This is a genomic window from Nostoc sp. C052, assembly GCF_013393905.1.
Lineage (GTDB): Bacteria > Cyanobacteriota > Cyanobacteriia > Cyanobacteriales > Nostocaceae > Nostoc.
Map to the genome: position 1 here is coordinate 294747 of NZ_CP040274.1, position 17837 is coordinate 312583.

General features: G+C 40.4%; 15 protein-coding genes. 13 read left to right on the forward strand and 2 right to left on the reverse strand.

Annotated elements, in window-relative coordinates:
* The first annotated feature begins 52 nt into the window (after positions 1-52).
* Positions 53-199: a hypothetical protein gene (locus tag FD723_RS36160; RefSeq protein WP_179070012.1), complete on the forward strand. Its 147-nt coding sequence runs from the start codon at positions 53-55 to the stop codon at positions 197-199.
* Between the two features lie 148 nt (positions 200-347).
* Here FD723_RS36160 and FD723_RS36165 read toward each other — a convergent pair whose 3' ends face one another.
* Both FD723_RS36165 and FD723_RS36170 read right to left on the reverse strand, forming a co-directional pair.
* On the reverse strand, positions 348-1595 hold the full coding sequence (locus FD723_RS36165; RefSeq protein ID WP_179070013.1) for a ParM/StbA family protein: 1248 nt from the start codon (positions 1593-1595) through the stop codon (positions 348-350).
* A gap of 209 nt (positions 1596-1804) precedes the next feature.
* Positions 1805-2347 carry a hypothetical protein gene (locus FD723_RS36170; RefSeq protein WP_179070014.1) on the reverse strand — a complete coding sequence of 181 codons (543 nt, stop codon included), beginning with the start codon at positions 2345-2347 and terminating at the stop codon, positions 1805-1807.
* Between the two features lie 903 nt (positions 2348-3250).
* On the opposite strand from FD723_RS36170, the gene mobV reads away from it, so the two are divergent.
* From mobV to FD723_RS36230, 12 genes are all read left to right on the forward strand, one after another.
* Positions 3251-4969, forward strand: coding sequence for a MobV family relaxase (mobV, locus tag FD723_RS36175; protein WP_179070015.1), 1719 nt, complete (start codon positions 3251-3253; stop codon positions 4967-4969).
* Between the two features lie 154 nt (positions 4970-5123).
* Positions 5124-6872 (forward strand): ATP-binding protein, encoded by a 1749-nt coding sequence (locus tag FD723_RS36180; RefSeq protein ID WP_179070016.1) that lies wholly within the window; start codon positions 5124-5126, stop codon positions 6870-6872.
* Between the two features lie 4 nt (positions 6873-6876).
* Positions 6877-7392 (forward strand): DUF192 domain-containing protein, encoded by a 516-nt coding sequence (locus FD723_RS36185; protein ID WP_179070017.1) that lies wholly within the window; start codon positions 6877-6879, stop codon positions 7390-7392.
* 93 nt (positions 7393-7485) lie between these two features.
* A complete protein-coding gene (locus FD723_RS36190; protein ID WP_256875329.1) occupies positions 7486-8100 on the forward strand; it encodes a hypothetical protein in 615 nt (204 codons plus the stop codon).
* A 234-nt stretch (positions 8101-8334) separates the two neighbouring features.
* Positions 8335-8640, forward strand: coding sequence for a hypothetical protein (locus FD723_RS36195; RefSeq protein ID WP_179070018.1), 306 nt, complete (start codon positions 8335-8337; stop codon positions 8638-8640).
* Entirely contained in the window at positions 8618-11473 is a 2856-nt protein-coding gene (locus FD723_RS36200; protein ID WP_179070019.1) for a hypothetical protein, read from the forward strand. Before FD723_RS36195 ends, FD723_RS36200 begins: the two co-directional genes overlap by 23 nt.
* Positions 11451-12173 carry a hypothetical protein gene (locus FD723_RS36205; RefSeq protein WP_179070020.1) on the forward strand — a complete coding sequence of 241 codons (723 nt, stop codon included), beginning with the start codon at positions 11451-11453 and terminating at the stop codon, positions 12171-12173. Before FD723_RS36200 ends, FD723_RS36205 begins: the two co-directional genes overlap by 23 nt.
* A 280-nt stretch (positions 12174-12453) precedes the next feature.
* Positions 12454-13554: a hypothetical protein gene (locus tag FD723_RS36210; RefSeq protein WP_179070021.1), complete on the forward strand. Its 1101-nt coding sequence runs from the start codon at positions 12454-12456 to the stop codon at positions 13552-13554.
* A 5-nt stretch (positions 13555-13559) separates the two neighbouring features.
* Positions 13560-14324 (forward strand): hypothetical protein, encoded by a 765-nt coding sequence (locus FD723_RS36215; protein ID WP_179070022.1) that lies wholly within the window; start codon positions 13560-13562, stop codon positions 14322-14324.
* Between the two features lie 5 nt (positions 14325-14329).
* On the forward strand, positions 14330-15898 hold the full coding sequence (locus FD723_RS36220; protein WP_179070023.1) for a TrbI/VirB10 family protein: 1569 nt from the start codon (positions 14330-14332) through the stop codon (positions 15896-15898).
* Complete coding sequence (locus tag FD723_RS36225; protein ID WP_179070024.1) at positions 15895-16626, forward strand: hypothetical protein; 732 nt, start codon at positions 15895-15897, stop codon at positions 16624-16626. The genes FD723_RS36220 and FD723_RS36225 overlap by 4 nt, the downstream gene beginning before the upstream one ends.
* Positions 16623-17834 (forward strand): hypothetical protein, encoded by a 1212-nt coding sequence (locus FD723_RS36230; RefSeq protein ID WP_179070025.1) that lies wholly within the window; start codon positions 16623-16625, stop codon positions 17832-17834. The genes FD723_RS36225 and FD723_RS36230 overlap by 4 nt, the downstream gene beginning before the upstream one ends.
* Positions 17835-17837 lie beyond the last annotated feature (3 nt).

Genomic DNA, 17837 nt, shown 5'->3' on the forward strand with positions numbered 1-17837 from the left:
CATTGTTAATCCCGTTCTTCCAAATGGGCGAAGGAAGTACAAAATTCATCAAATGCTTTCTCATAAAACAAAGGAGAGATTGTCCCCACACGTCACATCAGTGCTGATTTTGATGAAGTCAGCCAATTCGGTAGCAGAACTGCGGCGACTGGTGCAACGACAGTATGGGGTAGATCAACCGAATCTGTTTGATGGCTGAGATGTTAAATAGTTAGCTTGAATTATGCGATCGCTCAGAGAGTAAGCCAACTTTTTGAGCGATCGCTTCACTATTGAAAGTGATTGGTTAAGTAACAGCAATCGCACTTCACAGTTAATGTCGTACAAAAAGGACGCTTCATAATTTTTTAACTGTTTAAAGGTTGTTCAGCCTCACGTTTTTTGGCGTATTCACGCAGTTGAGCAAGACCAGAGGTAGGGGTAGATGGTCGTGGTTTATTGGGGTCAGGGACTAAATCTTGTTTGCGGTCGTAAGCAAAGTTCTTGTCTAACATCAATATATAAGTAATGTGTGCCGTCCAGACATCAGCGACGCGCTCACCAAGACCCTTACTATCAAGAGGGGTGGGAAATTGTACCCCGCCATTCCAAACAATAGGTATACCTTCATTTTGAAAATGGTCAGTTAACTCCTTCTTGACAAAATCAGCAGTCCCACCACAAATGAGAATTTCATCAAGTGAAGGGATGTTTCGTATCCAGCGTACAAGAGCGCGACAGTAATCAGAGCGAACTTCAGGAAGAATGTTTTGAAATAATTTTAAGTCGGCAGATACACCTTCGGGTGTGGCTTGGCGGGACAAAGAACGCAAAGGCTCGAAGTTGCCCTTACCAGCAGCAATGATTGCAGTCACTAAATGTTCATCTTCTTTGGACAAGCCAACAGCAGTGCGTTGGACAAACTGCTGTACTAACCAATTCATACCTAAATCAGTAGTTTCAGCCAAAGCCGGATTACCTTTTTGGCTGAGAACGAAACTAGCGTTCCGGTAGCCAAGCATCAGCAAACCGATATTCTTTTGCGTATATGATCCAGCCAGAGTGCGACTGCGGTATATCATAATCCCACTGCCTTCCGGGGCAACATGAAAATTACGCAGCTTACCTTTTAATTTGTTGGTGGGAGTTACAATTCCTCGGTTGAGTGATTGCCCTAACTTTTTACCAAGATTATGAGCATTACTAATTTCTCCTGGTGGCATCAATACTTGGACAAAGGCATCAATATTATTGGTATCGAACCGAAACTGACGGCAAGCTAACCACAACAAAGCAGCCAGTTTTGGTAGAGCATAATGAGATTTTAAATCTCGCAGTGCAGAAGTCCCAGCAAAAACACTTTTTGCCAATGCACCCAAAACATAGTACTCATCGCCCATTCCGACCCAAACACTGGTGTTATATGAGTTTGGGACGAAACGCGCCACAGAAGTTTTAGAGACATCAGCGATTTCAGGTGACATGGCTAATACTATTGGCACACCTGAAGGATAAATTTGAGCGATCGCTTTTGTCTCACTGCCACCAATGTCAGCTGAGATGACGATTTTGGGGTTACTAACAGCAGGATCTGGATTTGGATTCGGTTTATTCATGAATTACCTCAAAGGACTGAATGTGTAAGGGTTGCATAGTGGTAAGGATGAAGAGTGGCTGACTTTCTTTTCACAGGAAGTACTACAACCCTTATCAAGGCTGGGTATAGGGGGTAGGGTATTGCGTGTAGAGAACTGATATTGTCTTACTGCTCCCCACACCCTCTCATCCTTATAGGTTTGCCGAAATCAAACGTACTATTCTACGACTAAGCCCCAAATAATTTATTAGCCATTCTCATTTCCTCTGTTATTTCTACGGCTATTAAATCGTTCTCGTAGTCATAATCTTCTTCATCTGGAAGCAAAATTTCTTCTCTAACTTCAACATCATTAGATATGGATAATGCAGTCGTTGAGTCAGGTTCTTGAGAATTAACTTGTTCTGTCTTATTCAGTAATCTGCCCTGGACTGGGGTAGCACCTGGGTAATCAGCAGTAGTATTCACCAATTGGACAACAGTATTTATTTGGGGTGAAATCCCGAAAACCTCGCGGATAAGAGAAGCCTGACCTTCTAATTGTTTGATTGACCAAATCGCTATGCGTCTTAATTCCTCGTCACGCACTCCTACAGAATGCATTGCAAAAGGTAGCCAGTAGGCTTTGAGCGCATTTACAACAACCTCAGAAAAATCTAAATCTAGTTTCAAAGGGTTCGACTTGAGGTAGCTAATTATTTTGCCATCCAAACTCTCAAGAGAACGCTTAATTGAGATTATCTCTTGCTTTACCTCGTTCATATTATTCATTCAGGAATTTTCCGAAAACAGTAATCCAAATATTTCCAATGACTTAGCGAAGAGTCCGAGGCGCAGATGGGAAGCCCCATAAATAAATTTAGGGGTCTAATTCAGGACGTATTATTTTTTGTGCATTTTGAGCGTAAATCAATTTAATCGCTCTGGAACCTTTGAGTAGAAAGGAATCTAAAATTTTTGTCCTTTGCTCACTGTTCCCTTGCTCGCCTATTCCGATGTTCTTTTGTTAGAAAGCTTTCCTGCTCCATGCTCAAGAGCTTCTTTGCTTGAGAGTTATCAAATAAGAATTCAGTTTGAACTCTGTATGACGGACTCTGAATAGTAGGCTTAACACCCTCACTAAATTATAGATTCAGAGGTCAAATTTTGTACTTGACTCCAAATTTAAATTTATTGCATTAAAAGAAACGAAGACTCATGCAAAAACAATCGAACAAGTCTACTAGCCTAAATAATAGATTAGCACTCTAATTAATTTTTAAAATCTTACTCACACTATCTTTTAAAACTCTGACAATCTACACAAGACTAAAGTAGATTCATCGCTAAACTGTATTGTATGATACAATTCTCCACAGGTAGTTATCGGGCTACCACACAGGTGACACCTAGCTACCTGTGGAGCAAAAAAGTAGTGGTTTTTTGTGATTTTTGATTTTCCCGACAGGTAGCTATGTGGTAGCCCTCAAGGTAGCTAGCGAGGAGCGATTAAATTGCCGAAAATCAAAGAATCAGCCGCCTCTAAATAAACGTACCTAGTACGCTTATTTTTGCTATTCTTGATTTGGTCAAAATGCCATTTTTAAGCCTGAGTAAAAATACTCAGTGAGCCGAAAAAATAATTTTAGTTATCAGGTGAAATATTGTTGACGGGAGAAAAAAAGGTGATGAGGAATGGCGTATGCGATCGCTCGTTTAAAAAAATTAAAGCAGAAGGATATAGGGAGTAGCGCATCTCACACATCTCGTGAGAGGGAGACACCGAACGCTGATTTGTCGGTAGAGAATATTAGGTTTATAGGCAGCAGCGATCCCGAATCAAGGTTAGAAGATTTGGTGATGGCAAAGATAAATGAGGCTCCGCAACACAGGAAGATAAGGACTGACGGTGTTTACTGCGTCGAGATGTTACTGAGTGCATCGCCAAGTTACTTTCGTCCCTCTTGCCCAAATAAAGCAGGGTATTATGAGCAAAATAAATTAGATATTTGGCTAGAAGCGACGCAGCAATGGTTGTCTGAGGAATACGGTTCGCGGATAGTCAGGGCAGAATTACATTTAGATGAAGCCACGCCACATATTCATGCTTACTTTGTGCCAGTGGATGACCGGGGTCAGCTACGGTGTAATCACTTTTTCAATGGGCGACAAAAAATCCAAGCATTTCAGGACTCGTACTATGAAACGATGCGGCTGATTGGCTTGGAGAGGGGGTTGAAGGGTTCCAGAGCCAAACACGAGGATATAAAGGATTTTTACCGGATAGTAGAAACGGGACGGAACCTGGAAGTATCAGAGTTGAATTTGGAGCAAATCAAAGCCAAAGCCGCAGATCGAGACAGGGCAGCCCGTCAACTTCAACAAATGGAAGCAACAGCTAGAGAACTGGCTCAAGCTAATGAACTGCTTCAACAACGCCTTGCCCAATTAGAGAAAGAGAAAGAAAAATATCGACAACAAACTCAGCAGTTGCGTGACCTAGCCTTGGAGGATGTAGCTTGGGAGTTAGGTTTAGACGAAGAACCTAGTCAATCTAATAGGTGGGTAGGTCATGGCCACATCATTGATATAAATGGGGATAAATTTCAGTCCGCCTCCCCAGGAGTAGAAAAGGGCAATGGGGCGATAGATTTAGTGATTCAGGTGAACAATTACAATTTGCGGCAGGGTTTGGCATGGCTCAATGACAGATTTGGACTTCAGGGGGCAGAACGAGCAGCGATCGCCGCAGTCAAGAAACAAACAGCAGATATTCTTCAAACCGAGCCAGCCCCCAAGTTTGTGCCACCAGTTGAGGATAAAAGCAAGTGGCTTGGAGTACATGACTACTTGATTCACTTGTGGGGATTGCCATCAAACTTTGTACACGGATTTCATCAATCAGGGCTGATTTACGCTGACAAGCAGCAAAATGCAGTGTTTGTAATGCGAGATTTAAACCATCAAGTTAAAGGGGCTTACCTTGAGGGGAGTAAATTGAAAGGCTTGGCAATTGGCAGCGATCGCAGCAAGAGTTGGTTTCATTTCCAGTTAGGTGAGCGAGGAACGACTAAGGTAGAAAAAGCGGTACTTTGTTCCTCTACGATTGATGCTTTCTCCTACGCAATGTTGGAATATTCCAAAACTGGGTCAATACCAAAACAGCGAACGCTCTACATAGCACTTGTTGACCCAAAAACTACACCAGTAGAGCGATTAGAGCATATTCCTCAAATCAAAACGTCCTTTAACTCCGATGAATTTGGAGAAGCCACCGCACTAGCTGTTAAGAAATTACTGCCCCAGGCTAGACGATCAAGACCCAAAACACTCTCTTGGAATCAGGATCTGCTGCTTTCACAGTCACCGCAACAACAACAGCAGCGTAAGTCAGAGGCGGATCTAAGCCTTTAGTGGCGAGTGCTGCTTGAGTGCGAATGAAAGGCTAGAAATAGGAAACGCGCTTTATGAAAACAATGGACAGAAGTACGAGAAAATTGGGTACTTCAGGCTGTGAGTAAAAAGTGAGTCAGCCTTTATTATCAGTTTGATGCTCAATAATTTACCCATGAGTTCACAACTGATAGAAAGAATATTTTCTCTTTACGAACAAAACAATCCTTTAATAGCAGTGGAATCTCCATTGCAAGAGAGGATAAGCTTACTCAAAAAACTAACTCAAAAATGCATTAATAGTGGTATCAATTGTTATATTTGGATGCTGGAAGATGACAATTTATACCAGTTAAAAATAAGTAATCGTGAATTGGCATTTTCAGAAATTAAAGAATACAACAGAATCGCTTTCAAAGTTGTACGCGAAGATTCCTTTGAGATTTTGCGGTTTTGGAAGACAACCCAGTTACAAGGGATTTTGATCCTGGAAGGGATATACCCGTGGCTTGGACAAGGAGCGACGGATGCAGATTCCTTCCTGACAGCAGAATGGATTAAGTCAGCACTGATTAACATTAAGCTTTACAACCATAACTCCAGTAAAACAGCTTTGTTGCTGGGGTCAAACGCAAGCCTCAAGTCAGATATAGCTGGTCTAATACCGACAATTACCCAAGAGTTACCCACAGTTGAGGAAATTAGCGATTATCTGCCACAAATATTACCCGGCTCAATTACACTAGTCCAAATCAATGAAATAGCGAATACTTGTGTAGGGATGTATTTGGCAGATATTGAAATAGGGGTAAAAACTGCCCTAGCAATTGACAAAGCCCCTTTGGGGCAGGGTGTGGGGTGTGGGGTGTGGGGTGTAGAGAAAGCTCCAACAACCATCTTCGTACAAGCCCCGTCTTCACTACACCCAACACCCTACCCCCAACACCCTATTTTTGACAGCAGTGAATTAGTCAAAAAAGTTTCTGCTTATAAAATTGAGTTGCTCAAACGAGTTTACAATGTGGAATTTCTGCAACCAATGACAATTCCTGTCGGGGGACTGGAGTTAATGCAGTCAGCATTTAAGGGATACAGGCGACTCCTGACACCGTTAGCGAAGTCTTACAACTTGCGCCTACCAAAAGGTGTTTTATTGATTGGCCCACCCGGAACAGGTAAATCTCACTCGGCTAAGGCTTGTTCTCAAATACTGGAATTACCCTTGGTAATCGTGGAGTGGGGTCATTTCCGCAGTTATGGAAATATGGCGGAATACAAACTCAAAAAGTTATTGGCACTGGTAGACCGAATTAACCGTATAATTTTTTACCTCGATGACTTTGACAAGGGATTTGCCGGAGATGATGATTTATCACGAAGATTAGCAGGGATGTTACTCACTTGGATGCAGGAAAGAACAAGTGATGTATTAATAATTGCTTCTGCCAATAATATCCAATGGCTACCACCAGAGTTAACCAGAAGTGGACGGTTTGATCAGATATTCAAAATCGACTTACCAAACAACGGCGAAAGACATTCTATATTTAAGATTCACCTAGCAAGATTTGACAAGCGCTTTAGTCATGGTGGAGATGCCTTTACCCCAGAAGAATGGCAAAGATTATTGAAGGTAACACATCGCTGTGTCGGTGCAGAAATTCAGGCAATCGTCGAAAGGGCAGCATTCTCAATATTTTGTCAATCCTTTGATGAAGAAACTCCAGCACTAGAGGATTTGCCGCCATTACAAATTACCCTAACTGCACTATTAGAATCAAGAAAAAGCGTAAATCCTCTGGCAATACGTGAAGCCGACCGAATAGAAAGTATGCGTAATAAGGCAGATTTGCAAGGACTACCATCTAGTCCGGTGGATTCATCAATATATAGTCTGGGCGATATCGATATTTTTGGTAGTTAATTTTATGCAAATACCGAAATCTCAGTCAAAAATCGATTGGTATGCTGCTGGCTTTAAGCTGCTAAACATCGCTGGGCCAATTGCTGGGGTGTCAGTAATCTTGTTCACAGCAGTAATATCTTATATCGAAACTCGTCCCCAAAAATTGCCTATTCAGTATAAGCTTATTCACAATAACCAGACCTTTTATTTAGAAGCGGCAAATAAAACACAAGAACTTGAGATTGGACTCAAGTGGAGAAATAATCTAGAGAGCGATCGCGGAATGTTGTTTAACTTGGGTCGAGAGTATAAGCGTGTACCCTTTTGGATGCACCAAGTCAAAGTGCCGTTGGACATTATATACCTTAAAAATAATCTGGTGACAACAATAATTCGCAATGCACCCCCATGCATGAAAAATCCTTGTCCAATCTATTACGGTGTTGCTGCGACACAGGTTTTAGAACTAAAAGCAGGTGCTAGTAATATTCAACTTGGGCAGAAATTAGTAATAGAGCCTATACCTAAGAAATTGTAACAAATATTCTCTGTAGCCAAAAGAACTAGTTTTTTTTGTACTAGAGTCTGTAGGAGTTTGAAAGTGAGTTGTGAATAATGTGGATAAGATTTCATGAACTCGCAAATTATGCAAATGTCAGACTACGAGAATTCTAATACAACTAGCTTTGAGGCAAGACCAACAGCAGCCTTACCATCAAGAAAAAATATTGTGATTTCAGGTAGCACAATTGGGCTGATGGGAGTAACGGGAGCATTAATGATTCTGGAGATGTCAGTCCACAACATAATGCTTGGAGGATTGATGATTGCAGGAGCAATAGCAGTTGCAATTCCAAAACAAACACAGGCATTGCTAACAAATTTTGAAAAACTACAACGGAAATGGGGGGTGAATTTATATGCAATATTGTTTGCATTTCTGTCGTTAATATTTCTTTTGGATTTTGCTTCTTCGCCAGCCGAAGCCCAGTTTTTTAACAATGCTCAAACCTGGATGAATGGTGCTTTCGGCAATGCTGGAAACGGGCAAACACAAGCAGTTATAGTATTGTTCTTCAACGTATTGAGAGGTCTATTCCTACTCTATGTAGGTATCAGTTTGGTAAGAATTGTTCAAGCAGCCCGGAATGATGAAGATTGGCAGACATTAGCCAGAACTCCATTAATTATAGTACTTTCAGTCTTTGTGGGAGACTTAGTTACTGGTTTAATTACTGGAGCTTGAAGAAGAATTCAGAAGCCAGGATTCAGGAGTCAGAACCACTCTTTATAGGGATGTAAAAATACCGTTTATTCCTCTGCCACTCCTACAGAATTCATACCTGTTTTCTGACTCCTGACTCCTGAATCCTGTTTTCATAACTGTTAAAAACAACACCACTTTAGTCGCAGCATTTCTTGAATGAGAAAAAGTGCCCTGATTCAAGAAATGCTTCATATTAACAAGCAATCAAAAAAGATGAGAGATGAAAATAAATTTAGAAGTGTAAATAGAATCTTGGGAGATAGACCCCGATTAGGCCCATTTCCCGCCGATCAGATTTTCCCTTGGTCAGTTATAGCAATATTAAATGTATTCGTTTTCAACTATATATTGAAAACAAGTTGGTTAGGCACAGGATTAAGCATCGCTTGGGGATGGGCTACATGGTGGTTACTGTCATCAAATCAAGAATTTTTTGGCAAGTTTGTGGCAGTGCCTCGGATTACCAGAGGATACAAGCGGAATAACTATAAAACTTATGGTCACAAAGCAGACAGATAAGATCAAGAAACAAAGATTAGAAACCGAGCAAGTTAATGTAGTAAAAACCCTTACTCCCTTTGAAGACATTATCCATTTAGCTGGGGTTTGCGATGTCGCTTTGGGAGGGAGAAAAGGCATAGGAGCATTAATTCTCAAAAATGGGGAATCAATTCAAATTAAATTCTGTTTTGATTGTGTAGGAATTCATTCTAACTTAGCCTCTGAGCAAATTCTTCCAATCTTTGAGAGCATAGAGGCAGGTTTAAAAGAGATCCCATCAGGAGAGTCATTAACTATACATTTGGGTTCCTTTACAGACGATTATTCGAGGCAATCAGAATTAGAGCAGATCGAAATCAATTGTGATATTGAGCAATTGAAATTACTAATTAGGAGTGAAAGGTTACGAATCAAAGAATTAACCAAATCTGGAGTCAGGAAGAACAAGTTTTTAAGATTATGGTGTACTTATACAGCGTTGTCGGAGTCAGAGAGCAGCCAAGACATTGTAGAATCGGCAATCAGAAAGTTAGAGAAAGTTTGGTTTAAATTTACCGGAGAAATTCACGCTTTTAACAATAGCAGGATTGAAAATATTCTCAAGAATTCATTTAGCGATGGCTTTTTGCAGTGGGAATCGTTGCTGAGTAACAAAATGAAACTAGGGATTAGAGTTTTGAGTGCTGAAGATATTTGGAAAGTCTTATGGCATCAATTTAATCTGACATCACCAACAGCAATTCCTAATCCCTTAGTGATTAGTCAAACTCAAGGATTAGTAGAAACTCAAACAAGTGATTTTCACATTCGACATCATCTGTTGGAAAATGAAGAATCAGTTCCATTCTTAGATCGGCAATGGGTAAAGATTCAAGATAAATATATTGGGGTGATGAACTTTAGCCAAAAGCCGGGTGGCTGGATAGATGAACGCTCTCAATTACGATACCTTTGGGAATTAATTTCCAAAGAAAGTATCTCAGATACAGAAATTATCTGTCAAATTACTAAAGCTAATCAGGCAATTACCAAAACTAATTTACAACGCCTTACTAAACAGTCAATTACATCGACTGCCTTATCAACAAGTAAAGGAAACATCGATGTCAAAGCCGGAATAAATATTGAAGAATCTGTAGAGGCGCAACGAACCATTTATAAAGGAAGCGTTGTCGTTTATACCGGAGTAGCTTTTCTTGTCCATAGAAAATCAACAAGAGAACTCAATGAGGCTTGCAAATACTTAGCTTCCTACTTTTTAAGACCAGCAGCAGTAGATCGAGAAAAAGAATACGCCTGGAAGACATGGTTGCAATGTTGTCCATTTGTTTGGGAGCCACTCCTGGCAAAACCTTTTAACCGCAGATTACCTTATTTCAGTTCCGAAGCACCAGGGTTGATGCCTTTGATTCGTACAGCTACAGGAGATCAGACTGGCTTTGAGTTGATTGCCGAAGAGGGGGGTACGCCAGTACACCTGGATTTGTACAAACAACATAAAAATATAGCAGTTTTTGGTGCAACTCGTTCCGGGAAATCAGTACTGGTGGCAGGAATTTTAACACCTGCACTTGCCCAAGATATACCAGTAGTAGCATTAGATTACCCCAAACCAGACGGGACATCGACATTTAGTGATTACACCAATTTACTAGGTCAGGATGGTGCATACTTTGATATTTCCAAAGAGTCAAATAATTTGTTTGAACTACCTAATTTGAGGGGGATGGATCAAGAAACCATTAATGAAAGATTGAATGATTTTAAAGAGTTCTTGAAATCAGTCTTAATGACAATGGTGATTGGAACTAGCATGATTGGCGTTAGCCCTTCCATGATTACTAATATTGAATCTATCATTGCCCTAGCCTTGAAAACGTTTTTTAATGATGATGAAATCAAAGTCCGGTATAAGTTGGCATTAGCCGCAGGAGTTGGCACTAAAGCTTGGCTGGATACTCCCACATTACAAGATTTTTTGAATTATTGTTCGCCAGCATTTCTCAAGATAGATTCTATAGCCAGCAATAGCCAGGAAATTTTATCAGCCTTGGAGCAAATCAGGTTGAGATTAAAGTACTGGCTCTCAACCAGAGTTGGAGAATCAATTAGTCGTCCCTCAACTTTCCGAACTGATGCTAAGTTGCTAGTATTTGCACTGCGAAATTTATCAAGTGAGGCAGATGCAGCTATTTTAGCTTTATCAGCTTATGCCGCAGCCCTAAGACGTGCTTTGTCTTCTAAAGCCAGTATCTTTTTCTTGGATGAAGCGCCGATTCTATTCCAATTCGAGGCGATCGCCGAGTTAATTGGGCGGTTGTGTGCCAATGGCGCAAAAGCAGGGATACGAGTAATTCTCTCGGCTCAAGAACCAGAGAGTATTTACCAAAGCAAAGCCGCAGCAAAAATCTTCGCCAATATTACAACCCGATTGATCGGGAGAATTCAGTCTTCGGCAGTAGATCCCTTTGTTGCTAGATTTAAATATCCTTATGAAATCATTCAAAACAATAGTACAGAGGCTTTCTACCCAACAAAATCTGGGATTTACTCACAGTGGTTATTAGATGATTTAGGTAAACTTACATTCTGTCGTTATTATCCAGCCTATTGTTTATTGGCCGCAGTCGCTAATAATCCTTCGGAGCAAGAATTACGAACTTTATTCCTGAAAGAATATCAAGATAGCCCAATACTCGGACTGGTGAAGTTTTCCGAAGATTACATCAAAATGATTCGAGGAGAGCCATTATCATCATCAGCCCAAGAATTACTCAGGAGTTTAACTCTTAAAACTTTAGTAGTGAAAAAAGGTGGAGCATTGCAGCATGAACAAACTCAAAAGATTTAGTTTAACCGTGTTTATATCTAGCGGAGTTGCAAGCCTATTAATCACTGCACCAAGTTATGGGCTATCACTAAATCTAGATAGTTTCCTGGCTTCAATTAAGAGCCAAATTGAGGGGGAAATGAGCCAAATTAGAAGTATAGCTTCAGATAAAATTAATACTTTGTGGGCAGCAGCCCAAGAGGATGCTAATTCTGCAATTAATAGTGCTACTGGTGTGATGGGTGCGCCAGATCCAGTTGAAAGTGGTCAGCGTCTGAAAGTAGCACTAGCCTCGGACTCTGACTGGGCATTAGCTTCAATACAAGCACAAGACTTACAGCGAGAAATTACCAAAGCCTCAGTATCTGGTGTATTAGGGCAACAAGGTCAGCAAGATACTTCTAACAAAATTGATCAAACTGCACAAACGGCTCAAGATGCATCAGACCTGGGACAGCAAGCGCAAGAGATGAATGCCTCACAGAATATTTTAAAGGTAATGGCAGCCCAAAATGCACAGATAGTTTCGATGCTGGCACAACAGCGTACTGATTCTTTGCAATCACGCTCTGATACAGCACAGTCTAATATGATGCTGACACAGATTGCAGAACAATTAGCAGCAAATCGCCAAAAAGAAGACATTCAACAAGAAGGATTAATTTCTCTCAATCTCGAAGTTGCTGCTATGTCTGTACTCGATCCTACTTACTCACCCTGAAGAAAGTGTGTTTGCAATTCGCAATGGGCTTCGCCCCACTACGCTAACACAATTCGCAATTGTGTCTGAATGCAATTGAATAATTGATTCATTCGGGATGTCAGACCATAATTTCAATTATGAAAGAAAACAAAATACATAGTATCAATATTCAACCCACAATTTTAGCTATGGGGTAATAATTGCGAATTGCGAATTGCGTTAGGGTAGCGGGGCGAAGCCCATTGCAAATTGTGAACACACTCCCTTAGACCTCTTATGCAAAGGAAAGGATTCTTATATGTATTTATTAGCGCAACAAGTGCTTGGTGGCGAGCTAGTCAAAAAAGCTGCTGAAACAAGTGCATCAATATCAGCAGGATTTGATGATTTATGGAATAAAACTTTAGCGGGGGAACTGTACAACAATATATGTACAGTCGGGGCATTATTTGCAGTTGCGACATTAACTTTTTTCATGATTGAGTGGACAAAGCAAATGATAAATGGTAATGAGCAACGAGCTTTCAGCGATTTTATCTGGCCGTTGATTGTGGTGGTGTTGTTGTCAAATCATGGCAAAGTTCTAGGAAACTCGACGTTAGGGATTAGGAACTACATCAACAATGTAAATAATATGGTGTTGATACAAACGGCTGATGGGCTAGATTTAAGAGTCGCATTTCAAAAAGCAGCAGGGGTATCAGTAGCTCGAAGTGCTATAGGATTAGCAATTGAAAGATGTCGGAGTTCTTCATTACAGCCGAATGAAGCAATTGATTGCTTACAACAGGCTAAAGAAGATTTAAGTCAAAAATACCCGGAAGCTTTCGATCAAAATAGTGGCCCCTTCAAATGGTTTTTGGCCGCGATAGATAAAGTCGTTGACGCTCCGATTGATGCAATAAAAAATAAAAGAAATCCCCTTCAGATATTATTTTCTTCCATTAGTGGTTTTATTGGTTCCGGTGTGACTTCAACAATTTCATTAGTCATGCTGTCGATGAATGGGTCATACCAATGGGGAATTGAATTAACAATGCTAATCACAGCATTTTTAGGACCACTAGCTGTTGGAGGTTCTTTATTACCTTACGGAGCGAAATCAATTTTCACTTGGCTAATTGGATATTTCAGTATTGGCATAGGTAAACTATCTTTTAACATGATTGTTGGTTTTGCTGGACAATTAATTTCTGACTCTCAAGCAGATCAACCAATGTTCTTCCTGTTTACAATTGGGATTTGCGCCCCGTTCTTGGCTACGGGATTAGCCGCAGGTGGCGGTTTAGCACTGTTGCAACAAATTAATAAAGCCTCAGAAACTTATGGTGTGATTGCCGCAGAAGCTGGCATTGCAATAATCACTAGAGGTGTTAGTTTGGCGAAGTTTATGAAATAAGAGATATGGTAAACACGAAAAACCGAAAATCAGAGCCATTACAACTGCTGCAATTTAATAAATCAGTTCCGACAAGAATTGGAATAATTTCATTAGTAGGATTTTCTTGTGCAGTATTTTCATTACTATTGCAATTTCTCAATTATGGAGCAATCAGAGGATTAAGTAAAAAGCAATTAGCTTTAGTACAGTTAGATGATGGCAAAACTATTACTGCTAAATCAGTAGACGAAAATCAACGTTCGCCAGAAGTAATCAAAAAATTTGTTGGCGATACGTTCACTAGAATGTTTAGCTGGGATGGATTAGTTAAAATTTACAACGACTTGGGAGAACCAATTACCAAGCAAGACAAAGGAATAGATATTGACGCAGCAAGTGGAAAAAAGAAAGTTACAACTAAGGCTTATGAAGCTGCTTTTGCAATTAGTGAAAATCATAACTTTCGAGCAGCCTTTTTACAAAAGCTGGCAGAACTCACCCCCAGCAGAATATTTGAAGGAAATATGCAAGCGTCTTTAATTCCTCGCTATATCGGAGAGCCGCGATTAATTAGAAATGGGGTATGGCAAGTAGATATAGTCGCAACTATTGTGACTTTCACAACTTCTGATAATACTGGACAAGGAATTACCTTCAATAAGACTGTGACTGTCGAAGCAGTGAATACGCCACAAGAAATTACTACTCTCACTGAACTTTCTCGGAAAATCTATGAAGCTCGGAGCGCTGGTTTAGAAATTACACAAATCAATGATTTAAAACCTTAATAATTATGTCTCTAAAAAACGAACACCAGAATTTGACTATAGATCAAATCTTGAAATTTTCAGAGGATACAAATGATGGACAAAGGAGAGAAAAGGCTAACCGCGAAGAGTCCGAAGAATTTCCATTGATTACTAGACACACTGTCAGTACTTCTCCTTGGTCAAGATTAGGGATAATCGCTATTCCTTTTGGCTTAGGGTTCTTAGTAATCTTTTATTTTCTCAATGGTGTTTTCAATCCTGCTAGAAGTCCAGAAGCGATAACTGCTAAAGCTGATAAAACATCCCCAGCTTTGGAGAAAGTTGAGCTAAAAGATGGTGATGTCTATGCCAAATTAGCCTTGAATAAACAAGAAGATGAATTAAATAAGATTAATCAGAGTAAAGAGCAAGTTAAAGTTAATAATAAACCTGTAAGTGTTGCAGCTTCACCACCACTATCAACAGCTAGACCTGTAGCACAAACACAAAGTCCTAGCCCTAGACGAGATTACGTTCCGAGTAGAACTAACTCGACTATTTCATCACCACCTCGTAATCAAACATTGCCAAGAATTAGTAATCCTGTTAGGACTGTTACGCCGAAAACAGAAACGCCAACAGACGTGATAGCTGAATTTAATCGACTTCGCAGCTTAGGATCTTACGGAAAAATCGCTTATACACCTACTTCAAATAACCAGCAGATATCAACAGAGGCGACATCCTTTCAAACACCGAATACAACACTTCTGAAAGTACAGCCACCCAATAGTGCTTATACAACACAGCAAACACGCCCTAACTTCTCTAACAGTACATCCACAGAAATTGAGAAAATTCGCCCTCGTTGGTTAGCCGATTCTAAATCTGATAAACAAGTAGCAGATGGTAATTACTTGTCTCAAGAAAACCAAATTCTGCAACAGCGTAAAACTCGCTATTTAGTCGTTGGGGAATTCGCAAATGGTGTTTTAGTGACTCCAGTGGTCAAGCAGCAAAGCGAAAATACTCGCTTCCAACAACAGCAGGCTCCAGATGATAGTAAACGCTATGTTGCTAGATTAACGGCTGATTTGCATGACAACTATGGAAATGTGGCAATTCATAAAGGCACTTTATTAGCCGTTGAACCCCTACAGGTTAATGGTGGCTCTTATGTAAGTGTGCAAGTCACCAGCATTATCAAAGATAACACTGAGTACCCAATTAGTAGCGGTGCAATTTCTGTATTAGGAGAAGGCGGGAAACCGTTGTTAGCTAAACAGTTGCAAGATCACAAAGGCGGAGGTTCTGACTTGACTGTGGCATTAGTCAGTGGTTTGGGTCAAGTAGGAGCAATCCTGAATCAATCTGATTCCAGTAGCAGTGTAGTTAATTCTGCTACTGGGACATTTAGCTCTAGCACGACTTCAAACAGCCAGCGCAATATTGGTGGGGCATTCTTACAAGGTGCTTTTGGCAAGCTTAGTGACACCATTGCTCGCCGTGCAGAAACTTCTAACCAACAAATCACCCCTCGTCCCAATGTTTGGTATATCCCACAAGGAACGAAGATTACGTTTTTGGTGAACCGTTCTCTGGAGTTGCCATGAAGAAGTTAAAACTCGTGACAGCGTTCCAGCTTGGGGTTGCTGCTTTTTTGGCAGTGTGTCTAGTTCCAGTCAAAACCTATGCTCAAAGTACAGTCCGCACCATAAAGCAATCTCAGGTTAGTGGCAGTACTGCCAAGCTCCAAAAAATTAAGGTCTGGAATGGCTCAGGCGTATCAATTTCATTTTATGAAGTCTTAGAGATGGTGAAGCGAGTGTGGATTGACGATCCCTCGCAAGTTTTGATTGACACTGATGGTTGTTTAGAAGGAATCGACCAGAACTGTCAAAACAGTAGTGCTGGGCTACTTCACTTACGCCGGATCAAAAAGCTTCCGGTTCCAGGACTGCCCCAAACAAGTGCAACTTTGCTTACAGTGATTACTCAAACTGCTTCTGGCTCGCGCAAAGTTTACCACTTTCAAGTTACCCCATCTAATTCCCGTCCTGAATACAGTCAAGTGTCAATTATCTCGGATAAGCCATCTTCAACAGTAACTCGACCGAGATTATCGCCCCTAGTACAAACTATCAACACCACAAAACAAATCAGAGCAGGGATCAGGGTAGCGATTAGTAATGGTTCGCTCTCCTCATCTGATGAACTTCACAATCGGATTGAGCAATTCTTGACTCATTTTCAAGCTGGAGAGCAAATGCCTGCTGCTGCTCTTCAAGCTGGTGTTTCACTTAAATTAGTTAACAAATTAATTGAGCTTGGACAAATATGAAATCATCAAATCGTTCGCCCAAAATTACTTTTGACATGATTCGCTATTTAATATTGTTTGGATTGCTAGGAGGATTGTTTATTCACAGTTTTTGGGAGTATGGAATTATGAATCAGGTAATTGGATTTCTGCTGCCCAAAGCCTCAGCACAAGTCCCATTTGTCAGTAGCAATAATGGCTTGATTCCAGACTGGTCAAAAATGAAGTTTCAAGACATGATTGTATCTGAATCTGGTAATGTGACTTACCCAACTGACCGAGGTAATCAGACTAGAATTTGGCAAGCTGGACAAAGTATTGGCGATTTTATGGAGCTTGGGGATTTTGAAGATGCCAATTTGAATCTTGAAAAGCTTACCCTATCGACGATATCTCAGGCATTAGCTATTGATTTAGATGGTTTAAAGCTTGACGATTTTGGAGTCATCAAAACTCAAACCCTTAGCGATTTAGTCAAGGCTATACCTGAATTAGCTAATCAATCAGCCAGGAGTGTAGCGCCAATAGCTGACTTTTTTCGCCAAATGGGTATCAGCACTAATCAAAGAATTGGTAATGTCGCTAATTATTACAACTTAGACAATATCCCTCTCGGCAGTGAAATTGATTTATCTAAATACAAGCTGACATCGATTCCGGGAATTGAAAACTCCTCATTTGATAAATTTGCTAATTGGCAAGATACTCTCATTTCAGACATACCGGGATTGAAAGATTTACCTTGGATTAATTTTCCTAGCCTGCCAGAGCCGGATCTTTCTTTCGTTGGTCAAGTAGATTTGCCTTTAGGAGATATAGAAGCTAACCGGATTCGCAGCATTTCTGGCAGTTATCAAGAGGGTTTTAATGTCCCTTGTAATCAAAATAATTGCGCCCACTTTGAAGCTTCAGGTCTTGGTAAGACTACTGGAGCGCAATGGATTTCGGGAAAAGTTCAGAAAGTAAAAGGTGGCTATGGAATTTTAGCTGTAGCTAATGGGGGTCTTGAGCCAACTGGTCGCCATCCCTTTGGTAAATCATTTAAACAAGTGGTTTGGGATATAGATGAATCGAGCGGTTCTATTAACACTGCTATGTTTTTCCGAATCTGCAAGACAATATTTTTTGTTCGTACTTGTACTCCTTACTTTATTGGCCCAGTTCCGTTTATCAATTATCACGAAAAAGACCCAATTATTTTTGGTAGTCCTTCTAACGTTCCAGATTAACTA